This window comes from Ruegeria sp. R14_0, from assembly GCF_017743975.1.
GTDB lineage: Bacteria > Pseudomonadota > Alphaproteobacteria > Rhodobacterales > Rhodobacteraceae > Ruegeria.
On the sequence record NZ_JAGHRC010000003.1, the window covers coordinates 527,113 to 547,728 of the forward strand.

Here is a 20,616-nt window from a genome sequence, read left to right on the forward strand (position 1 = left end):
CAGCCCGTTTCATGCAAGGAGTGCGTTGGCTGGCGGAAAACGGGCACAAGAACCAGCCGGGCGGACCTTACCCGAACGATTGAAACCCGGCAACGGGTTTCAATAGTTGCGCAGGATCTCCAGCGCGGCTGCGTGCAGTTCTGGGTTGGCAGCAGCCAAGGCGCGGCCCCCATTGTGGGCTGGACCCCCCTGCCAATCGGTGACGACACCGCCTGCTGCTTCGATCACGGCGATGGGGGCTTGGATGTCATAGGCATTCAGACCGGACTCAATCACCAGATCGACCTGCCCCGAGGCTACAAGCGCATAGGCATAGCAATCCATCCCATAGCGGGTCAGTTTTGCCCGGCCGGCCACAGCCTCGAACCCCGCGCGGTCTTCGGGGGTGCCGACCTCGGGGAACGTGGTGAAGACAACGGCTTGATCCAAAGCAGCGGTCTGGCGTGTTTTCAATGGTGCTGTTCCTGCGGGTCCGGTAACCCGAGCAATGTCGGACGAGCCTACAAACCGTTCGCCTATATAGGGCTGATCGATTACTCCCATGATCGGACCATTGGCCGTGCTCAAGGCGATCAGAACACCCCAGGTCGGTGTCCCGCTGATGAAGCCGCGTGTGCCGTCAATCGGGTCCAGAACCCAGGTCCGGCCGCTGGAGCCTTCGGAATGGCCAAACTCCTCACCAAAAATTCCGTCTTCGGGACGATGACGCGCCAGAACCTCGCGCATTGCCTTTTCGCCGTTGCGATCGGCGATCGTCACGGGGTCAAACCCATCGTCAAGTTTGTTTAATGTCTGAAGATCTGTTTGTCGAAAAAACGGAAGAATGGCCTCGCGCGCGGCGTCGGCCATTTCTTCGGCTACTTCCAGATCGGTCAAAGGAGTCTCTTGCATGCGACAGGCGTGGGGCGGGCGCAGTGCAGAGTCAACCCGCTAATTCAAGCAACGTCGCTGAGAACCCGCGCAAGCTCAAACAGACGGCGGCGCTGGTTTTCGGGAATCGCATAGTAGGACCGCACGAGGTCCAATGCTTCCTTGTCGCCCATCAGATCGGCCGGAACCGATTTTTTGCCAGTTGTCTCTTTTTCGGCCTCTTCCAGACCTTCGAAGAAAAAGCTGACGGGAACGTCCAATGCCTCGGCAATGTCCCACAGGCGAGACGCGCTGATCCGGTTGGCACCAGTTTCATACTTTTGAATTTGTTGAAACTTAATACCAACTTGCTGCGCCAACTGCTGTTGGGTCATGCCAATCAGCCAGCGGCGATGCCGGACGCGTTTGCCCACATGGACATCGACGTGATGGGTCATTGGTATTCTCCTCTCCTACACACAACTACAAGGGGCGCGCATGGTTTTTCCACGCAACACTAGCGAGTCGCTCTTAACCACTCCCTAATTTGGAACATACCCCCGAAACAGCACCATAGCGCAATATTGCGTCATTTGGGTATTTTTTCAAGAAGGTTGAATCTGTTTGCGCCCACAATTGTTTAGGGTTGTGTTGTTTTCGCGCAGCGCGACCGCGACACCCGACGTCGGCGATTGCCCCAATCGGGTAAACGATTGACAATTTGCCACCGAGGCGAATCTATGCCCGCAAAAGAACGGAGCGCGATGATGCAGGCATTCACGATTCCATCCCCAGGAGCCGCTGCCCAACTGGCTGAGATTGATCTTCCCGAACCGGGTGCGGGGCAGGTTCGCGTGGCGATAAAAGCCTGTGGCCTGAATTTTGCTGACCTGTTGATGCAGAAAGGCACGTATCAGGATACGCCAGAGGCCCCGTTCACCCTTGGTCTGGAAGTTGCCGGTGTTGTCGACAAGCTGGGGGATGGCGTCAAAACGCTGCGTGTCGGCGATCGCGTGGCAATATACTCCGGTCAGGGTGGACTGGCTGAGTTTGGCGTTTTTAATGCCGACCGGGCGATACCGCTGCCTGATGCGATCAGCTTTAAAGACGCGGCCGCCGTACAGATCGGTTATGGTACCAGTCACATCGCGCTGGATCACCGCGCGCATCTGCAGCCGGGTGAAACCCTGCTGGTGACCGGAGCCGCAGGCGGTGTTGGCCTGACCGCCGTTGAAATCGGAAAACTGATGGGCGCAACAGTGATCGCCCATGCGCGCGGCCCGGAAAAGCTGGAAGTAGCACGCGCTGCCGGAGCGGATCACCTGATCGACGCCTCTGACGACCTGCGCGCGCGTGTCAAAGAGCTGGGCGGCGCAGATGTCGTTTATGATGCAATTGGCGGAGACGTTTTCAAAGCGGCGTTCCGGGCCACCAACCCCGAAGGCCGCCTGTTGCCCATTGGGTTCGCAGGCGGAGATGTGCCGCAGATCCCGGCCAACCACCTGCTGGTCAAGAACCTCACGGTCATCGGCTTTTACATCGGTGGGTACCTGAAGTTCCGCCCTCAGATCGTGCAGGACAGCTTTGAGACGCTATTTGGCTGGCTCGCCGAGGGACGGATCAAACCGCATATCAGCCATACCCTCCCCTTGACCGAGGCCGAGAAAGGCATGCAGCTGCTGCGCGACCGGATTGCCACCGGCAAAGTGGTCGTAACGCCCTAGACTCGTCAGTCGACCGTTACCCGACAACTGCCTTGAGAGGCGCGCTGCCCAGCATCCGAAAGTTCTGACGCACCAGATCGGCCAGCGCTTCGACCACCGCGCCACGACCGGGTTCACCTCCGTACAGGTTGATCATGTGCGCTGGCAATTCGGGCAAAGCCCCTGCTGCGTCGATCTGTTCAAGATGCGCGGCCTCTGTCCCGTCCAACATGGCATGAACCGCCAGATCAGCACTGACAGTGGCCTCGATGGTGCGGTCGTTTTCGGTTTCGACCGATAGCTCCCATGGAATGCCAGCGCCGTCGAGCGCTGAAATAATCTGAGGCCGGAACACGCACCGGCGGCCGACTGCCAGCGGAATCGGACGTTTACGCCATGCAGACCCACCCGGAGCGCCAATCCACCGCAACGGCAACTCGGCCACTGTTTCGGAACCGTCCACTGCTGAGGCTTCGGTCGTTAGGATCAGATCGCACTCGCCACGGCTGAACATCTCTTTCAACTGCAGCGAATACGACGACACCAATTGCACCCGAACGCGCGGGAATTCCGCATTGAACCGCTGCAAAACGCGTGGGATGGCCGGGTACACGATGTCATGGGGCACACCCAGCACCACCTCGCCCTCATAGGCCTGGTCGGTCAGCTTGGAAATAACCTCGTCATTCAGCGCGATCATGCGGCGGGCATAGGCCAGCAGTTGTTCGCCAGATGCGGTCAGAGCTATGGTACGCCCGCTGCGATCCAGCAGCTCAAGCCCCAACAGTTCTTCGAGGCGCTTCAATTGCATCGACACTGCAGATTGCGTCAGGTGCAAAAATCCGGCGGCCCGTGTCACGCCCCCCTGATCTGCAACAGCGACAAAAGAACGGAGCGTTGTGATGTCGAGGTTTCGCATGTTCACGGATCCTTATGCATCAGTTCAAAAATATTCATTTTCAAAATGTGTCATACTGCGCCATATAAATCAAGGAAGTTGATGATACTTCAATCAACCATCGCAAAACAGAGAAAGGACAATAATAATGACCCAAATTGCACTCAAACATGCCTGCGCCCCTAAACGGCGGTCTTTGTTGTCCACGATTCGCGATGCCTTGTCCCTGCACCGTCAGCGCAAAACGCTTGCCCGGCTGGATGCGCGCGCCCTTGAAGACATCGGTATCACCCGCGAACAAGCCGAGACCGAAGCTGCCCGTCACCTGTGGGATGCGCCCGAATTCTGGCAAAAGTAACTCCTGCATACATCTTTTCTCAGAGAATGGCGGCACGATCCATCGAGCCGCCATTTTTGTTGCGTCTTTTAGCCAGTTTCCGGCGTTAAACCCTTGAAACGTGGCCCGCACTTGCCGATATTTGCGGGGAATGTGGCTCGTATCGAGACCACGACAAGAACTATGCGAAGGGAGACCCTTAATGGCACAATTTGACACGATCCGGACGGCGACCGGTGCGCGCGCTGCCCAGATTGACGAGGGCCTGCGCGCCCACATGAACAAAGTTTACGGCACAATGTCCGTCGGCATGCTGATTACATTCGCCGCGGCATGGGCCATTGCTGGCCTGGCGACGACGACCGATCCCTCGGCGGCAGCAGGCCAGATGAGCAACGGCACCATGCTCACGTCCCTTGGTGCGTCATTGTTTGCATCTCCGCTGCGTTGGGTAATCATGTTTGCTCCGCTGGCCTTCGTCTTCGGCTTCAGCGCCGGGATCAATCGCCTGTCCGCAGCTGGCGCGCAGACCGTGTTCTACCTGTTCGCGGCCGTCATGGGCGTTTCGATCAGCTGGATTTTCCTGGTCTTCACCGGCCAGTCGATCATTCAGGTCTTTCTGATCACAGCGATCGCCTTTGCGGGCCTGTCGCTGTACGGCTACACGACCAAAAAGGACCTGTCCGCAATGGGCACGTTCCTGATCATGGGCGTGATCGGCCTGATCGTGGCGTCGATCGTCAACATCTTCCTGGCCTCTTCGGCCATGGCGTTTGCGATCTCGGTCATCGGTGTTCTGATCTTTGCCGGCCTGACCGCGTATGACACCCAGAACATCAAAACCACCTACCTGCAGATGGCGCATTCCGGCGATCAGGAGTGGTTGGGGAAAGCCGCTATCATGGGCGCGCTGAGCCTTTACCTCGACTTCATCAACATGTTCATGTTCCTGCTGCAACTGTTCGGCAACCGCGAATAAGCGAAAGCAGAAATTCAGATCCAAAAGGCGGGCCATTTCAGCCCGCCTTTTTTGTTGCCCGCTCTCCATCGGCGTTTGCACAGCGATACATTGGTCGCGCCCAAGATATCTGCTGCCGCCATGAAAAAGGCCCCTACCCTGTAGGTAGAGGCCGATTTATGCGATACCTAACAGGTGGATCAGCTGCAGTTCAGAGCAACCGCAAACCCAGAGCTGCGCGTGGACGATCCCTTGCGGAAGACTTGCCCGGTCGGGAGGCATCCGGTGAATTGCTCGGCATTCTGACCAAACGCTGCACCGATCCCATTGTCGACACGAGTACTGTTGTTTTCGGTCCGCAACACGCCGAACAGCGTGCCGTTCACGTTAACGGTGCTCAAGTACATGTTCATGTCAGACCCGGTAAGGATGACCGAATTGGCGTCACTGCGACCACCATTGTCGATGGCAACTCGGGCGACCTTCTCAGGCTCGGTCTGATCTGTAACGACAGCTACAGTCGGCAGCACAGCAAGTTCCGCCGGGATGTTCGTGGCATCGGGAAGAAACGCGACCGCGCCCGGAACATCCGAGAGGGTTCGCGGTTCACCATCGATTCCAGTGAACCCGACACCAGAGCGGTTTAGCGGGTCTTCACACGCCGCCAGAGCGAACACGGCAATTGTGGATAACAAGATTTTTTTCATGGCGACCAACATTTTGGGACGATTTGCTGAAGCGTATTGCCAAGGGGTTCCAAAAAGCAACCCAGCGCCAGACCGAATAATCCCTACGCTGATGCGTCACTGCAACGGCCCCACCTGACGAACAACGGCATTCGCGCAAAGAAAAAGGGCTCCGCGCTTGCGAAACCCTTCTCTGTTCTGTCCAAGATGGACGGCAGATTACTTGATCTTGCCTTCCTTGTACTCGACATGCTTCCGAGCAACCGGGTCGTATTTACGAACGGTCATTTTCTCGGTCATGGTGCGCGCGTTTTTCTTGGTCACGTAGAAGTGGCCCGTGCCCGCGGTCGAGTTCAGACGGATCTTGATTGTCGTCGGCTTCGCCATGGTTATCTCCTGCGTCCGAAAAGGCAGGGGCCTTTCGGTTGAATTCCTATGAGCGTGCGCTTTTACGCCTTGCACCGCGCGTGTCAAGGGCAATCAGGCACTTGAGCCGTCGATAAAAGGTTAGCGTCAGGCCGAAAGCGTCGGAGCGCCCATATACGCATGAATCTGGTCACGCTCGGCGTCCGATAATCCCAGCGCAGTGGCCAGTTGCCCCAGGTAGGACGCCTCGCGTGCGTTATCCAGACGAATCGCCGCCAATGACGTGGCATAGACCTGTGTCTTAAGCGGCGCATCGGAGGCGGCAGCCAATCCCATAACATCGATTGGGGCGTTTAACTGATCCTGAACAAAGGCGCGTTCTTCATCGCTGATATCGTCACCCAACTCACCCAGGATTGTTTCCTTTTCGTGCTCGTCCAATTCTCCGTCCGCTTTTGCTGCCTGGATCATCGCGCGCAACATCAGTTTGGCCTGCTCCTCCATCGCGGCCCCTCCGGGGGTGCCTTTAAACACGGTCTCCATCATGTCCACAGTGTTCTGACTGCCGGTTTTTGCGGCCCCTTGCATGGCGTTCATCAACCCGCCCAGACCCGCTGCCCCAGCCGGGTTGGCCATTCCAAGCTTTCCAATCATTTCCTGCAATCCAGCGGCACCACCAGGCATCCCAAACTGTTCCGCCATCTTACCCAGTTGGTCCATTCCAAAGCCGCCCCCGGCCCCTTGCATCATGTCCTGCAACCCGGCCATACCGCCCATTTGCTTGTACTTCTCAATGCCTTTTGCCGCAGCAAATCCGACTGCAACCGAAGCCAGTGCTTTCATGAAGCTCATAATAATCCTCCCAGTTTTCAAAATGCGTATCCGCATTTTAGCAGATTTCTGTGAAGTAAATTAGCTGCTGAAAATGCAGATGCTCCAAGACGCTAACGTGAAAACATGTTGCCGCGGTCGTGTTTCGCGCTGTGAGCACGTAACAGGCGTAATCTCGCACAAACATGAACCTAATTTGTAAGAAATTCGAATTTGTGATAGTTTCCGCGCAATCAACAATCTCAAGAAGCCAATTTCCGGCTCGACCTTCGAGGCACCATGAACAGGCCAGCGACCGCGTCAGCAGCGTTTGCATGATTTATAGTGTTAGGGGGGGCATCATGACTGAGTGGACCATCAAGGGCGAGGAGCTGGCCAACTGCAACTGTAACTTCGGTTGCCCCTGTCAGTTCAGCGTCCTTCCGACCCACGGAAATTGCGAAGCGGTCGTCGTGTTCGACATCCAAAGCGGACACTACGGCGACACCGATCTGGCAGGCGTAAAGGCAGCCGGAGTTTACTATTGGCCCGGCCCCATCCACGAGGGCAACGGCCAGATGCAGCTGGTCATCGACGAAAGCGCAAGCGCCGATCAGCGCGCCGCATTGCAGGCCATAATGACCGGTGAAGACACCGATGAAATGGCAACGATGTGGTACGTCTATAGCGCTATGGCCCCAACCAAACATGAAACACTCTACGTTCCGATCGAGTTGAACTGGGACCGCGAAGAACGCACCGGGTTCGCAAAGGTGAAGGGCATCTTTGATGTCGAGGTCAGCCCGATTCCACACATCGTGTCAGGGGCGGCGCACCGGGCATCGATCCAGCTTCCGAATGGGTTCGAGTATCGCCATGCCGAGGCGGCCTCAGGCACAGCCAAGACTCACGGCGGGGAAATCAACCTGACTTTTGTTGCAACCCATGCCCATTTGGCTCATATGAATATCTCGGGTCACGGCGTCCTGGGCGCCTGATCCGGGGCGCATCATGACCTCCCACCCCACCCCGCCCCGCACTGGGGCGGTCGAGCGGCTGATGCGGCATGACCGGGCCATCGTTCTGGCCGGAGCGTCGCTGATCGTTTTGGCCTCGGCTTGGTACACGATCGCCGGGATCGGAATGAACATGACCGCCACCGAAATGACGCGGATGGCAGGCCCTATCGGAGAGCCCATGCAAATGGGCGCGGCCCCTGAGTGGGATTTGCAATACGCCACGCTGATCTTCCTGATGTGGTGGGTCATGATGATCGCGATGATGACGCCCAGCGCCGCCCCTGCCGTATTGCTATACACAGCGATCAAGCGGGCGGGACCCGAACGGGCCAAGGCCGCACGCTTTAGCTTTTGTTTTCTGGCCGGGTATCTTGTGGCCTGGGCCGTCTTCAGCCTGATTGCGACGGGACTGCAATGGGGGCTGGAAAGCATCGGATTGTCCGATGGCCCAATGATGACCATCCGATCCAAGACCTTTGCTGGGTGCATTCTGATCGTCGCAGGGGCCTACCAGTTGTCGGACCTCAAAACAGCTTGCCTGCGGCATTGCCAGAGCCCAGCCCGTTTCATCGCGGATCACCATAAGCCGGGGGCCTATGGGGCGCTTAGAACTGGCGCATTGCATGGGGTGTATTGCTTGGGTTGCTGCTGGGCGTTGATGGCGCTGCTGTTTGTTGGAGGGATCATGAACCTCTACTGGATCGCGGGACTGGCTATATATGTGGCATTGGAAAAGCTTTTGCCCCAAGCGCGCTGGCTGCCCGTAATGACAGGGATGGTACTGATCGCTGTGGGTCTATGGGTCGTTATGGACGCCGTTCTTCGCGTTTTCTGAAACACGTTTTCAGGCCACGGAACCTGGCCAATTTCAGGGTTCCAAATATCGATCCAAGGAGGAGAATTATGCCCATTTTCATTACTTACGCGTCTTATTCGCAGGACGGTGTCAAAGGTATGCTGAAAAAGCCTGCGGACCGCACTGCGCCGGTCCGGGCGCTGCTGAAAAAGGTCGGCGGCAAGCTATTGGCTTTTTACATGACGACCGGCGATAATGACGTCGTGGTCATAAGTGAGGTTCCCGACGGCACTGATGCCGTTGCCGTTGGAATGGCCGTCGCGGCCTCGGGTGCTGTGTCAAATATTCAGACCGTGCGCGCCTGGAAAGCGAAGGACTTTGCCGCCATTACCAAGAAAGCCGCGAAACTGGCCGGAACGTACACGCCGCCCGGAAAATGATCTGAGATATGCGCGGAGGGCCTGTAAGCCGGATCTTGTTCCGGGGTTGCCCCCTTCGATGACCATTCCTCTAGGCCGCGCATTGCTGCGCGGCTCAAGCTGCCAACCCGGTCCCTCTGGGCCAAGACAGGCTTAGCGGCGGTATCGGCTGACGCCGACCGGCCCGCGCGGGGACCCTATTTGGCATTGCTCCCGGTGGGGCTTGCCGTGCCGCCGCTGTTGCCAGCGGCGCGGTGGGCTCTTACCCCACCGTTTCACCCTTACCCTTGACCGAAGTCCTGGGCGGTCTGATTTCTGTGGCGCTTTCCGTCGGGTTTCCCCGCCCGGGCGTTACCCGGCACCGTTGTCTTGTGGAGTCCGGACTTTCCTCTCGGGCCGAAGCCCCAGCGGCCATCCGGCCCTCCGCGCGTTGGTCGGGGTAAGCTTTGCACCGGGCCGCGTCAAGGGTGGAGAACGCCTGAAGGGGCCAGCCCCTTCTTGGCCTGCGGCCAATTCAACCCCGGGATATTTTTGGCCAGATGAAGTGCGGATCAGGTTTAGGTGGTCAGGGGCGCCAAGTCGGCATGCTGCAAAGGGCCTTTGCCCCAGGGGCGATATCGCAGACGGACTGCGGAGAGCAGGGTTTCATCGTCTACATCAGCGCTGAATCCCGCCGCTTGTGCCAGTGTTCGAAACTGGATCTGTACGGCAGTTTGCGGGCTATCGCCCTGTCCGCGGGGTGCGGCCAGCGCATTGCGCTCCAGCCTCAGCCAGTCAAACTTTGGGCCGGGGTCAAATTTGCGCCCGGGGGCCATATCGGAATGACCGATCACGCCGTTTGGTTGAATGGTCCAGCGGCGCATGATCTGTCGTAACAATTGTTCGAGTCGTTGCATCTGCAGATCAGAGAACGGGTGTTGCCCGGTATTGTCCAGTTCGATGCCGATGGAACGGGAGTTGATGTCGTTCTGTCCGTGCCACTCTCCGGCCCCTGCGTGCCAGGCGCGGTCCTCTTCCCGCACCATCTGCCAGAGCGTTCCGTCACCGCCAATCAGGTAATGCGCCGAGACCTCGTGGACAGGATCGCACAATCTCTCCAATGCCTCTTGCGCGTTGTTCATTGCTGTATAGTGCAGAACGATCAGGGACGGCTTCAGCCCATCCCTGCGTGGCCCGAAATTGGGCGATGGATGCCAGATCGGTGTCAGCGGATCAGTTGTTGACGGCACTGCGGAATGCGCTGGGGTCCCAGCTGCAGGCGTATCCATCTCCATCGGGGTCCAGCCCGTTTCGGTCACGCTGCGGGCCGCCATTGGCCAGGAACTCGATCTGAGCCTGATCCGGTGACGGGAACTTGGCACAGTTCCGCTGGGCCTTGGCCTCGAGGTTAAACCCAGCGCGGCTATAAAGCTGTGTACCAACAGGGTTCGAGGTGCTGAGCGCGTATTGCACGATGTTTGGCTGCCCGTCCGAACCGCGTTGCGGAACGGCGGTCGGGGTGACGACTTCGTAAGTCTGGCGGTTCTGCTGGATCAGCGCAGCGTCGGATTCAATCGTTCGGCGGCCAGAAACGGCGGCGAAATCCTGTTCATCCGAGATTGCATTGTTGCTGGTTGCGGACAGCGGCGCTTGCGTCACTGTGCTTTGACTGGATGTGCTGGCCAATGCAGCCGCAGTTGCCGATGCGATATCGGCGTTCTCTCCGGTCGGTGTGGTGCCAGGCGCGCCCAGCTGCTGTTCTGATACCTCAGCCGGGCCAAGCAGCGGGTTGCCAGTATAGCCCTGCCCGGCCAACGTGGCCTCACGCTGTGCCTGGTATTGAGGTGTGTTGAAACCTGTACCCTGGACCGGGGCCACCGTGTTGCAGGCGGCCACAAGTCCGATTGCGGGGATCAGAAGCGTAAAGCGCATTCAGCTGCTCCGTCTTAGCTGGTCTTGCCTGATCCGAGGATTACCACCATTTGCCCGGTTTGGCCACAAAACCGGCGGCGCTTTCCAGCGCATAGGCCGTGTTCAGCAGATCGCCTTCGTCCCATGGACGACCGATTAGCTGAAGCCCAAGCGGCAGACCCTGTTTGTCCAACCCTGCGGGAACCGAAATGCCCGGCAGACCAGCCAGGTTGACCGTCACTGTGAAAACGTCGTTCAGGTACATCTGCACCGGATCGGCGTCGGTCATTTCGCCCAGGCCAAAGGACGCGGACGGCGTGGCCGGGGTCAGGATCGCATCGATCCCGGCGGCGAAGACATCCTCGAAGTCATTCTTGATCAGCGTACGGACTTTGCGCGCGCGGTTGTAGTAGGCGTCATAGAAACCAGCCGACAGCACGTAGGTTCCGACCATGACGCGGCGCTGAACCTCGTGACCGAAGCCTTCGGCGCGGGTCTTTTCATACATCTCGGTGATGCCGTCGCCCTGTGCCAGCTGCGCACGGCGGCCATAGCGGACACCGTCGTAACGCGCGAGGTTCGACGACGCCTCGGCCGGGGCGATCACATAGTAAGCAGGCAGTGCGTATTTGGTGTGGGGCAGCGAGATATCAACGATCTCGGCACCCGCTGCTTTCAGCATCTCTGCCCCTTCGGCCCAGAGCTTTTCAATTTCAGCAGGCATACCGTCCATGCGGTATTCTTTTGGAATACCGATCTTCTTGCCTTTGATGTCGCCGGTCAGCATGGCCTCAAAATTCGGGACAGCCAGTTCTGCACTGGTCGAGTCTTTGGGATCGTGACCGCACATCGCCTCGAGCATGATCGCTGCGTCGCGCACGTTCTTGGTCATCGGACCGGCCTGATCCAGCGAAGACGCAAAAGCCACGATGCCCCAGCGCGAGCAGCGGCCGTAGGTCGGCTTGATGCCGGTGATGCCGGTGAACGCAGCAGGCTGACGGATTGAGCCACCGGTGTCGGTGCCGGTTGCGGCCAAACACAGATCAGCCGCAACAGCGGAGGCCGAACCACCCGAAGAACCGCCCGGCGTCAGCTGCGCGTCATCATTGCCACGACGCCACGGGCTGACCGCGTTGCCATAGACGGATGTTTCGTTGGACGAACCCATGGCGAACTCGTCCATGTTCAGCTTGCCCAGCATCACGGCACCGGCATCGGCCAGTTGCTGAGATACGGTGGATTCATACTCGGGCTTGAAGCCTTCCAGAATCTTCGACGCCGCCTGCGAGGGCACGCCCTTGGTGCAAAACAGATCCTTGATGCCGATCGGCAGGCCGCACATCGACGGCGCGTCGCCGCCCTTGATCCGCGCGTCCGCCGCCTTGGCGCGTTCCAGCGCAATCTCGGGCGTTTTGTGGACAAAAGCGTTCAGCGCGTCGGCGTCATCAATGGCCTTCAGGCAAGACTCGGTCAACTCGACCGAGGTCACCTCGCCCTTGCGCAGCGCGTCGCGGGCCTCGGCCAGGCCCAGTTTGTTCAGATCGCTCATGTCTTACTCCACAACTTTGGGAACAGCGAAGAACCCTTCGCGCGCATCGGGGGCGTTGGCCAGAACTTTATCCTGCTGGTTCCCGTCGGTGACCACATCCTCGCGGCGTTTCAGGCGCATCGGCTCGACCGAGACCATCGGCTCGACGCCTTCGACATCCACTTCGTTCAGTTGTTCGATGAACCCAAGGATGGTGTTAAACTCGGATGCCAGCGCGGGCAGCGCGTCATCTTCGACCTTGATCCGGGCCAGTTTGGCCACCTTGGCGGCATTGCTTTGGTCAATCGACATCGGATATCCTCATATGCGTTAGGGGGCATTTACCTGTCTGGTCGCCGGGTCGCAAGACCGCCGAGGCTCTGATTCACCCTTGTATGCTTGGCAAGGTCCATAAAAACCGATCTGGCCCTTCGATTGCTAAAAACCTTTGCGCAAAAAAATAAACTAAATAGTTCACTTCGCCCCTTGAAAAACTAAACTGAACTGTTCACTTCATATAATACGGCACAGCCTTAAATGGAGAAAAACGATGAAAACGTTCATCACTGCCTTTGTATTGGCCACCACAGTTGTTGCAGCACAAGCCCAGGCGGGGTCGTTCGGCCCAAGCATGGACACACTGACCCGCACCCTGATTTTCCCCGATCAGGTGTCGCAGCCGGTCACAAAGGACCAGATCAAACCAACCAAATAATGCGCCCCATTATGCCGGGTCGGGTACAGAATTCCCGACTCGGCAATTGGCTGCTGCGCTCGGCATGGCAAAACGCTACGGTGGCACAAACGACCCGCCGCCCTGCCCCGCAGGGTCGGCCAGCCAACGGAGCAGAAAATGAACGCGCGCAAGCAAGCTGTTCTGGACGCCATTGATGCGGCCAACTCACACGACCCCAACCAAGAAGACGGCCAGCCAGTGGAACTGCTGTATGGCCAGCGCATGAGTGCCGAGTTGGACCGATTGTTCCCCGACGCCTCTGATCCGTTGCAAATTGCAGCACGTGGCCAGCATGTCGAGCGATGGAAGCTGGCGCGCAATGCGTACCCCGAAGGTCGCGCTGGGTATCTGGCCTGGCGCAAGGCGCAAGGGGTTCATCACGCTGACTTCGTGATGGGGCTGATGGAGCAGAACGGCTATGGCGCAGAGGACATCGAGGCCGCCGGGCGGATGCTGCGCAAACAGGGCATCAAGCGCGACGACGAAGTTCAGGCGCTTGAAGATGTGATCTGTTTCGTATTCCTCAAATGGTATTTCGCACCTTTCGCCCAAAAGCACTCGGCCGAGAAAATCCAGAGCATCGTCGAGAAAACCGCCCGCAAAATGTCAGCGGACGGGCGGGCGCGGGTTTTGTCCGAGTTTGAATTACCCGAGCATCTGGCCAGCGCGTTTCAGGACTGAGACGCGCGAACCATGTGACGCCGGTAGACCTCGATCATCCAACCCAGCATGATGGCATTCAGAATGTGCCACAGGAAATGCGTCCCCAGCGGGACCTGTCCGCAAATGGGTTCGTCCAGCGCGCGGAAGGTGATCGAGGCGATCAGAATGACTGCCCCGACAGCAAGCCCACGCGCGGTTTCCGGCACCCGATGCCGTAGCAAAAACGCGTAGATTAGAATCAACAGCGGCACCGGAGCGTAAGCGGATGACCCCCCAAGACCCGGAACAAACTGAAACAGCGGCACAGTCGCCGCAGCGTAGGGAATGAACAAAGCGGTTAACAGCCCGGCAGGAACTGGCCTCATATGCCAGACGTCCCGGTTGATCGCGAAGATGTAGACGAGGATGTACAGCAGGATCGGCACAACATCCGTCATTGCAGCCCAAACCTGCGCATGGGTGTGGAACAGATAGCTCCCAATCCCGATGGCGGCGAGGATCAGCACCAGCATCATGGCCAGGGGCATCCCCTGCCCGCGCACCCGCCGCCACATGACAAACGCCGCAATCAGAAACGCAGCGTTTGTCACTGCGTTTATCGGTTCGGCCCAATACGCGGGCGACAAGCGCTCGCAATACCCATCAATTTCCTGAAACCAGTCCATGAACTTTTACATAACCGATGCTAGGTTAAAGCCAACACTTTGTTTGGGAGGACGAATTTATGAATATCATTTGGCTCGGTCACGGTAGTTTTCGCATCGAAACCGGTGGGCAGGTTCTGCTGATCGACCCTTGGCTGACCGGAAATCCCGTCCTTTCCGAAGAACAGCACGACGATGCGCTTGAGGGGGCAACCCATATCCTTCTGACGCATACACATTTTGACCATATTGCGGATGTGGTTTCGCTGGCCAAACACCTCAAAGTCCCGGTTGTCGGCCAGTATGACCTGATGGGGTACTGGAGCGAAGCCGAAAGCCTTGAAACTATCGGCTACAATAAGGGCGGAACGGTAAACCTGAACGGTGTCAAAGTGTCGATGGTTCCGGCCTCACACAGTTCGACCTTTTCAACGCCTGATGGCCTGCGCACCGGCGGCAGCGAGGTCGGCTTCATGATCGAATCGGATGGCCATATGCTCTATGTCTCGGGCGACACCGATATCATGGCCGACATGGATTGGATGGGGGATTACTACAAACCCGATATCGGCATCCTGTCGGCGGGTGGGCATTTCACGATGGACATGAAGGGGGCGGCTTATGCGGCCAAACGGTATTTTGACTTCAAGACCGTGATTCCCTGTCACTACAAGACCTTCCCGATCCTCGAACAATCCGCGCAGGTGCTGATCGACGGGCTGCCAGATGTGGATGTGATCGAGCCAGAGGTGATGAAACCCATCAGCGTCTAGGGTCACCGCCGCGCGGCGAAGAAGTCTTTCAAAAGGTCCGCGGCCTCTTGCGCCGCGATGCCGTCGTAGACCTCTGGCACATGGTGCGCCTGCGTATGGGTAAAAACCCGCGCGCCATGTGCAACGCCGCCTGATTTTGGGTCTGCGGCCCCGTAATATATCCGCCGGATGCGCGCCGCCGCCAGCGCCGCCGCGCACATGGCGCAGGGTTCCAGCGTGACATAGAGATCATGATCAGGCAGCCGCTCGGATCCGGCTGCAGCGCAGGCCGCGCGCAGGGCCAGAATCTCGGCATGGGCGGTGGGATCGTTCAACTCACGCGTACGATTGCCCGCCGAGGCCACGACTGCACCGTCTGGGTCAACTATGACCGCGCCCACGGGCACTTCGCCGCGATCGGCTGCGGCACGCGCCTCAATCAACGCCTTATCCATATGCGATCTGAACACCATGCCTCTGACTGCCTTAGAAACCCGCCTTTCGCAAGCGGCCGGGATGCGTTATGGGCTGCAGATGACTAAAACCCCTCCTCCCGGCGACCGGATCGCCAAAGTCCTTGCCCGCGCAGGCGTCGCCTCGCGTCGTGAAGCAGAACGCATGATCGAAGCCGGTCGTGTGAATGTGAATGGCAAGACAATCGACAGCCCGGCGCTGAACGTGACGTCCAAAGACAAGATCATCGTCGACGGCAAACCCGTTTCCGAACCGGAACCGTCGCGCCTGTGGCTGTACCACAAGCCCCCGGGGCTTGTGACAACAACGCGGGACGAAAAAGGGCGCGCGACGATCTTCGACAATCTGCCCGAGGACATGCCGCGGGTCATGAGTGTCGGGCGGCTCGACCTGAATTCGGAAGGGTTGCTGCTGCTGACCAATGATGGCGGCATCAAGCGCAAGCTTGAACTGCCTGCCACCGGATGGTTGCGCAAGTACCGCGTTCGCGTGAATGGGCGCCCCAAGGATGAGGATTTTGCCCCATTGCGCAAAGGTCTGGTCATCGAAGGGGAACGCTTTCAACCCATGACTGTCACGCTGGACCGACAGCAAGGGGCCAATGCTTGGCTGACCATCGGTCTGCGCGAAGGCAAAAACCGCGAAATTCGCCGCGCGATGGAAGATATCGGCTTTGCTGTGAACCGTCTGTTGCGCGTCTCGTATGGCCCGTTTCAGCTTGGGAATCTTAAGCCCGGAGAGGTCGAGGAAATTCGCCGCAGGGTCATGCGGGATCAGTTGGGTCTGGACGCCGAACCCGATGCCCATGCGAAACGACCTGCGCGACCCCAGCGAAAACGCCCCGGAATCGGCAAGAAACCTCGCAAGTGACGCAGGTTAGGCAACCTTCCCCCTAGCGTCATGGCCTCGCATGCCCTAAATTTCCAACAGGGAAAAGCTTGGGGGGCGCCATGTCCGGGACCGGAGTGCAGAAACTGGCCTATGTTGTGCTGTTGATGCTCATGCTTGGCGTGTGCACCGGCCTGCTGGGAGGCTTGTAAGCACATGGCCAAACGCTATGGCGGAAAATACAGCCCCCAAGGTGAGTCCTCGCCCCCGGATCAACCGCCGCGCGGTCAATATGACGGTGCGCGCGTCGAACCAGCCGGAGCCCGCGCCAACCTAATGTTCCTGCCCGCCGTTCCGCTGGTGTTCCTGTCGCTGAACGACGGCGCGGTCGGTATGACCATCGGATTGATTGCGGCTGGGGTTTTGACAGCCGCCGCGTTTTTACTGCGAGAAGGGTTGCGGGCGGAATCGGAATACAACGCCCGCCGCACGGCCAGACGCCCGGCTTTCCCGAGAAAAGTTTTTTCCAGCGTGTTGACCGGCCTTGGGATCGGGCTGGCGGCCTATCGAACTGAATTTCTGGACGCCGCCACGGTGGCCGACGCCAGCCTGGTCGCGCCTATCCTGTTCGGATTGGTAACCACTGTCCTCCACTCTGTCTCGTTCGGCATTGATCCGATGAAGGACAAGGGCATGGAGGGTATCGACACCTTCCAGCAGGACCGCGTTGCCCGCGTCGTAGAAGACGCCGAAACCCACCTTTCCGAAATGACTGATGCCATCAAACGCGCCGGTGACCGCCGGATCGAAGCACGGGTCGAGCGGTTCCAGGACACCGCGCGGGAACTGTTTCGGACGGTCGAAGAAGATCCCCGTGATCTGGCCGGTGCTCGAAAGTACCTGACCGTCTACCTGAAGGGCGCACGTGATGCGACTGTCAAGTTTGCGGATGTCTATGCCCGAACCCGAGACCCTCAGGCGTTAGAGGATTATTCGTCTTTGTTGGATGATCTTGAACAGAATTTCGCGGCCCGAACCCGCAAGTTGCTTTTAGATGACCGCAGCGATCTGACGGTTGAAATTGATGTGTTGCGCGAAAGGCTGCAACGCGAAGGCGTCCGGTTGGACTGACCGGCCACAATTTGAGAGAGGATTACCCCCATGTCCGATGACATCAAGAACAAGGCGGTCGAAGCTGAAACGCTGGTCCAAGAGGTGACTGCCGTTGCCCTGCCTGATCCCACTGCCGAAATCGTCTCGCTTGAAGAAGCTGACGAACCTGTCAGCGCCGAAATCCGCAAGCGGATGGACGAGATAGACATGGACAACACCAATTCCATCGTCGCGTTCGGCTCGTCTGCCCAGGCAGAGTTGCAGGAAATCAGTCAGGCGATGCTGGCAGATGTCCGCAACAAGGATGTCGGTCCAGCCGGTGACAGCTTGCGCAACATCGTCACCACGATCCGGGGCTTCTCGGTCAGCGAACTGGACGTCCGCCGGGAACGCAGTTGGTGGGAAAAGCTGATCGGCAAGGCCGCCCCGTTCGCGAAATTCACCGCGCAATATGAACAAATTCAGGGCCAGATCGACCGGATCACCGACGATCTTCTGTCGCATGAGCATACGCTGTTGAAAGACATCAAGTCGCTGGATCTGCTGTATGAAAAGACGCTGGGGTTCTATGACGAACTGGCGTTGTACATCGCGGCGGGTGAAGAAAAGCTGACCGAGCTGGACAGCCACGACATCCCCGAAAAAGAGGCCGAGGTTCAGGCCGCGCCGGAAGACGACCAGGTCATGAAGGCGCAGGAACTGCGTGATCTGCGCGCAGCGCGGGACGACCTGGAACGGCGCGTACATGACTTGAAACTGACCCGTCAGGTGACGATGCAATCGCTGCCCTCGATCCGACTGGTTCAGGAGAACGACAAGTCTCTGGTCACCAAAATCAACTCGACGCTGGTCAACACCGTGCCCCTTTGGGAAACCCAATTGGCGCAGGCTGTCACCATCCAGCGCAGCGCCGAGGCCGCCTCGGCCGTGCGCGATGCCAATGATCTGACCAATGAGCTGCTGACCTCAAACGCCGCGAATTTGCGCCAGTCGAACAAGATGATCCGCGAAGAAATGGAACGCGGCGTGTTCGACATCGAAGCCGTCAAGCAAGCCAATGCAGACCTGATCGGCACGATCAACGAAAGTCTTGCGATTGCGGACGAAGGCAAGGCCAAACGCGCCGCGGCGGAAGAAGAGCTGGAGAAGATGGAAGCCGAGCTGCGCGACACGCTGGCCGCCGCCAAAGCACGCAAAGACGGGGTCGGCGACAACGCTGGAACAGCGGTCGCGGGCTAAAGGCTGGCTGGGCGTGCGTTTCCGTGGTGCATTGAAACCTGCATTGGCGCTTGTATCGCTGTTGGCTCTGGCCAATTGCGATGAGACGCTGACATCTTCTGTAGTCCCTGAACCACGCCCACAGCCTCCGGCACCGGAACCCAACGCGTACGTCCCGCCTTCTGCTGCCAGTCAGGATCTGACGCGCTTTTACGAACGGGTCGAGCGTGACCTGCTGACACGCGGGCTGTTGCGCACCGACGGTGGCGGACCGGATGCACCATATGACGCCGAGGATCTGGCACGGAATTTCGAAGCCATCGCGTTTTACAGCGAGTATCCCGACCACGCGGTCGCTGTGGCCTCGCGCCAAACCGATGGTCAACTCAGCCGCTGGACGGGGCCCGTTCGATTGCAAACCGAATTCGGCCCCACTGTCCTACCCGCGACACGCACTAAGGACGTGGAAGCGGTTGAGTCCTATTCCGCTCGCCTGGCGAGAGTGACCGGGCACCCGATTTCCGTGGTCGACCGCAGGGCAAACTTTTACGTGTTCTTTGCGGGCAAGGATGACAGCGCCTATGTGGTGACTCGCCTGAAACAGCTTATCCCGAATATCAGTCAGGATTCGCTGGATCTGGTGGCCAATCCGCGGTCCGACATAGACTGTTTTGTTTTTGCTTTGGGCAACAGTTCAGCCCCTTACAAATACGTTCGCGCCGTGACGCTGATCCGGTCGGAACTGTCCGATCTGTTGCGCCGCAGCTGTATCCACGAAGAAATCGCCCAAGGGCTGGGGCTTTCGAACGACAGCCCGGCCGCGCGTCCGTCAATCTTTAATGATGATGACGAATTTGCGCTGCTGACCAGCCATGACGAAAAACTACTGACAATGTTGTACGATCCGCGCTTGGAAACCGGTGTTTCGGTGGACAACGCCCGCCCCGTGGTGCGGATCATTGCACGTGAATTGATGGGCCAGCCGCTTTGAGCCCTGAAAGAGGAGAACCCCAATGGGCATATTCGATTTTCTGACCGGAGAATTCATTGACGTCATTCACTGGGTCGACGACACCCGCGATACCATGGTCTGGCGGTTCGAACGCGAAGGACACGCGATCAAGTATGGCGCCAAGCTGACTGTGCGCGAAGGTCAGGCCGCCGTGTTTGTTCATGAAGGGCAACTAGCGGACGTTTTCACGCCGGGTCTTTACATGCTCGAAACCAACAACATGCCGATCCTGACGACCCTTCAGCACTGGGATCACGGGTTCCAGTCGCCGTTCAAGTCCGAGATCTATTTCGTCAACACGACGCGGTTCAATGATCTGAAATGGGGCACCAAGAACCCGATCATGCTGCGTGATCCGGAATTCGGACCAACACGCATTCGGGCCTTCGGCACCTATACCGTACGGGTCAAAGACCCGGCGAAATTCCTGACCGAGATTGTCGGCACGGACGGCGAATTCACGATGGATGAGATCAGCTTTCAGATCCGCAACATTATCGTGCAGGAGTTCAGCCGCGTGATCGCCGGCTCGGGCATTCCGGTTCTGGACATGGCCGCCAACACCGCAGATCTAGGCAAGCTGATCGCGGCTGAGGTGTCTCCGGTGCTGGACGGGTACGGGTTGGAGATGCCTGAATTCTATATCGAGAACATCTCGCTTCCGCCTGCGGTCGAGGCTGCGCTGGATAAGCGAACCTCGATGGGTTTGGCCGGTGATCTGGGCAAGTTCACCCAATACTCTGCAGCCGAAGCCATGACAGCGGCGGCGAACAACCCCGGTCAGGGCGGCGGCATGGGTGCCGGACTTGGTATGGGAATGGGCATGGCGATGGCCAATCAGATGGCAAACATGGCAGCGGGTCAACCGAGCGGCCCGTGGGGCAGCTCCGCCCCCGCTGCCCCGCACCCGTCAGCGC

The 20,616-nt window shown here is 58.5% G+C and carries 26 protein-coding genes and 1 other RNA gene; 14 read left to right on the plus strand and 13 right to left on the minus strand.

What is annotated here, in order from left to right; genetic code table 11:
• Positions 1-99: 99 nt before the first annotated feature.
• Together hisN and J7416_RS12365 are read right to left on the minus strand one after the other, a co-directional pair.
• Positions 100-891: a histidinol-phosphatase gene (gene hisN, locus J7416_RS12360; RefSeq protein WP_209225046.1), complete on the minus strand. Its 792-nt coding sequence runs from the start codon at positions 889-891 to the stop codon at positions 100-102.
• Between the two features lie 44 nt (positions 892-935).
• Positions 936-1,307, minus strand: a complete 372-nt coding sequence (locus J7416_RS12365) for a helix-turn-helix transcriptional regulator (RefSeq protein WP_170490074.1) — start codon at positions 1,305-1,307, stop codon at positions 936-938.
• A 309-nt stretch (positions 1,308-1,616) separates the two neighbouring features.
• Here J7416_RS12365 and J7416_RS12370 point away from each other — a divergent pair, with 309 nt between their 5' ends.
• On the plus strand, positions 1,617-2,573 hold the full coding sequence (locus J7416_RS12370; protein WP_209225093.1) for an NADPH:quinone oxidoreductase family protein: 957 nt from the start codon (positions 1,617-1,619) through the stop codon (positions 2,571-2,573).
• A gap of 16 nt (positions 2,574-2,589) precedes the next feature.
• Here the strand turns inward: J7416_RS12370 and J7416_RS12375 are convergent, their stop codons facing one another.
• Positions 2,590-3,471, minus strand: a complete 882-nt coding sequence (locus J7416_RS12375) for a LysR family transcriptional regulator (protein ID WP_209225047.1) — start codon at positions 3,469-3,471, stop codon at positions 2,590-2,592.
• A gap of 127 nt (positions 3,472-3,598) precedes the next feature.
• On the opposite strand from J7416_RS12375, the gene J7416_RS12380 reads away from it, so the two are divergent.
• Together J7416_RS12380 and J7416_RS12385 are read left to right on the plus strand one after the other, a co-directional pair.
• On the plus strand, positions 3,599-3,808 hold the full coding sequence (locus J7416_RS12380; protein WP_209225048.1) for a DUF1127 domain-containing protein: 210 nt from the start codon (positions 3,599-3,601) through the stop codon (positions 3,806-3,808).
• Positions 3,809-3,989: 181 nt separating this feature from the next.
• Positions 3,990-4,766: a Bax inhibitor-1/YccA family protein gene (locus tag J7416_RS12385; RefSeq protein ID WP_209225049.1), complete on the plus strand. Its 777-nt coding sequence runs from the start codon at positions 3,990-3,992 to the stop codon at positions 4,764-4,766.
• Between the two features lie 179 nt (positions 4,767-4,945).
• On the opposite strand, the gene J7416_RS12390 is transcribed toward J7416_RS12385, so the two are convergent.
• From J7416_RS12390 to J7416_RS12400, 3 genes are all read right to left on the minus strand, one after another.
• The gene (locus J7416_RS12390) at positions 4,946-5,452 is read right to left on the minus strand and encodes a hypothetical protein (RefSeq protein ID WP_209225050.1); all 507 of its coding nucleotides are present in this window, start codon (positions 5,450-5,452) and stop codon (positions 4,946-4,948) included.
• A 198-nt stretch (positions 5,453-5,650) separates the two neighbouring features.
• Complete coding sequence (gene rpmG / locus J7416_RS12395; RefSeq protein WP_005630270.1) at positions 5,651-5,818, minus strand: 50S ribosomal protein L33; 168 nt, start codon at positions 5,816-5,818, stop codon at positions 5,651-5,653.
• A 126-nt stretch (positions 5,819-5,944) separates the two neighbouring features.
• Positions 5,945-6,649, minus strand: coding sequence for a DUF533 domain-containing protein (locus tag J7416_RS12400; RefSeq protein WP_209225051.1), 705 nt, complete (start codon positions 6,647-6,649; stop codon positions 5,945-5,947).
• Positions 6,650-6,969: 320 nt separating this feature from the next.
• On the opposite strand from J7416_RS12400, the gene J7416_RS12405 reads away from it, so the two are divergent.
• The 3 genes from J7416_RS12405 (at position 6,970) to J7416_RS12415 (ending at position 8,862) form a co-directional block, all read left to right on the plus strand.
• Positions 6,970-7,605: a DUF1326 domain-containing protein gene (locus J7416_RS12405; protein ID WP_209225052.1), complete on the plus strand. Its 636-nt coding sequence runs from the start codon at positions 6,970-6,972 to the stop codon at positions 7,603-7,605.
• A gap of 13 nt (positions 7,606-7,618) precedes the next feature.
• Positions 7,619-8,461 (plus strand): DUF2182 domain-containing protein, encoded by an 843-nt coding sequence (locus J7416_RS12410; RefSeq protein WP_209225053.1) that lies wholly within the window; start codon positions 7,619-7,621, stop codon positions 8,459-8,461.
• 68 nt (positions 8,462-8,529) lie between these two features.
• The gene (locus tag J7416_RS12415) at positions 8,530-8,862 is read left to right on the plus strand and encodes a GYD domain-containing protein (protein WP_209225054.1); all 333 of its coding nucleotides are present in this window, start codon (positions 8,530-8,532) and stop codon (positions 8,860-8,862) included.
• Between the two features lie 8 nt (positions 8,863-8,870).
• Here J7416_RS12415 and rnpB read toward each other — a convergent pair.
• The 5 genes from rnpB to gatC all read right to left on the minus strand — a co-directional run bounded on the left by rnpB (position 8,871) and on the right by gatC (position 12,571).
• Positions 8,871-9,268: RNase P RNA component class A (gene rnpB / locus J7416_RS12420), an RNA gene on the minus strand.
• A 130-nt stretch (positions 9,269-9,398) separates the two neighbouring features.
• Positions 9,399-10,070, minus strand: a complete 672-nt coding sequence (locus tag J7416_RS12425) for an N-acetylmuramoyl-L-alanine amidase (protein ID WP_348540268.1) — start codon at positions 10,068-10,070, stop codon at positions 9,399-9,401.
• Positions 10,054-10,752: a hypothetical protein gene (locus tag J7416_RS12430; RefSeq protein WP_209225055.1), complete on the minus strand. Its 699-nt coding sequence runs from the start codon at positions 10,750-10,752 to the stop codon at positions 10,054-10,056. Before J7416_RS12430 ends, J7416_RS12425 begins: the two co-directional genes overlap by 17 nt.
• Before the next feature lie 40 nt (positions 10,753-10,792).
• The gene (gene gatA, locus J7416_RS12435) at positions 10,793-12,280 is read right to left on the minus strand and encodes an Asp-tRNA(Asn)/Glu-tRNA(Gln) amidotransferase subunit GatA (protein ID WP_209225056.1); all 1,488 of its coding nucleotides are present in this window, start codon (positions 12,278-12,280) and stop codon (positions 10,793-10,795) included.
• Between the two features lie 3 nt (positions 12,281-12,283).
• Positions 12,284-12,571, minus strand: a complete 288-nt coding sequence (gatC, locus tag J7416_RS12440) for an Asp-tRNA(Asn)/Glu-tRNA(Gln) amidotransferase subunit GatC (protein ID WP_058275619.1) — start codon at positions 12,569-12,571, stop codon at positions 12,284-12,286.
• A 238-nt stretch (positions 12,572-12,809) separates the two neighbouring features.
• Here gatC and J7416_RS12445 point away from each other — a divergent pair, with 238 nt between their 5' ends.
• On the plus strand, positions 12,810-12,974 hold the full coding sequence (locus J7416_RS12445; RefSeq protein WP_209225057.1) for a hypothetical protein: 165 nt from the start codon (positions 12,810-12,812) through the stop codon (positions 12,972-12,974).
• Between the two features lie 138 nt (positions 12,975-13,112).
• Entirely contained in the window at positions 13,113-13,676 is a 564-nt protein-coding gene (locus tag J7416_RS12450; protein WP_209225058.1) for a DUF4202 domain-containing protein, read from the plus strand.
• Here J7416_RS12450 and J7416_RS12455 read toward each other — a convergent pair.
• A complete protein-coding gene (locus J7416_RS12455) occupies positions 13,667-14,323 on the minus strand; it encodes a ceramidase domain-containing protein (RefSeq protein WP_209225059.1) in 657 nt (218 codons plus the stop codon). The genes J7416_RS12450 and J7416_RS12455 overlap by 10 nt on opposite strands.
• A gap of 59 nt (positions 14,324-14,382) precedes the next feature.
• On the opposite strand from J7416_RS12455, the gene J7416_RS12460 reads away from it, so the two are divergent.
• The gene (locus J7416_RS12460; protein ID WP_209225060.1) at positions 14,383-15,075 is read left to right on the plus strand and encodes a metal-dependent hydrolase; all 693 of its coding nucleotides are present in this window, start codon (positions 14,383-14,385) and stop codon (positions 15,073-15,075) included.
• A gap of 2 nt (positions 15,076-15,077) precedes the next feature.
• Here J7416_RS12460 and J7416_RS12465 read toward each other — a convergent pair whose 3' ends face one another.
• Positions 15,078-15,527, minus strand: coding sequence for a nucleoside deaminase (locus J7416_RS12465; protein WP_209225061.1), 450 nt, complete (start codon positions 15,525-15,527; stop codon positions 15,078-15,080).
• On the opposite strand from J7416_RS12465, the gene J7416_RS12470 reads away from it, so the two are divergent.
• The 5 genes from J7416_RS12470 to J7416_RS12490 form a co-directional block, all read left to right on the plus strand.
• A complete protein-coding gene (locus tag J7416_RS12470; RefSeq protein WP_209225062.1) occupies positions 15,526-16,398 on the plus strand; it encodes a pseudouridine synthase in 873 nt (290 codons plus the stop codon). The two genes, J7416_RS12465 and J7416_RS12470, sit on opposite strands and share 2 nt — an antisense overlap.
• 174 nt (positions 16,399-16,572) lie before the next feature.
• Complete coding sequence (locus tag J7416_RS12475; RefSeq protein ID WP_209225063.1) at positions 16,573-17,487, plus strand: 5-bromo-4-chloroindolyl phosphate hydrolysis family protein; 915 nt, start codon at positions 16,573-16,575, stop codon at positions 17,485-17,487.
• A gap of 30 nt (positions 17,488-17,517) precedes the next feature.
• Positions 17,518-18,708, plus strand: a complete 1,191-nt coding sequence (locus J7416_RS12480) for a toxic anion resistance protein (protein ID WP_209225064.1) — start codon at positions 17,518-17,520, stop codon at positions 18,706-18,708.
• 13 nt (positions 18,709-18,721) lie between these two features.
• The gene (locus J7416_RS12485) at positions 18,722-19,678 is read left to right on the plus strand and encodes a DUF2927 domain-containing protein (protein WP_209225065.1); all 957 of its coding nucleotides are present in this window, start codon (positions 18,722-18,724) and stop codon (positions 19,676-19,678) included.
• Positions 19,679-19,700: 22 nt separating this feature from the next.
• Positions 19,701-20,616 (plus strand): SPFH domain-containing protein (locus tag J7416_RS12490; RefSeq protein ID WP_209225066.1); only part of this gene is annotated, 916 nt, incomplete at its 3' end.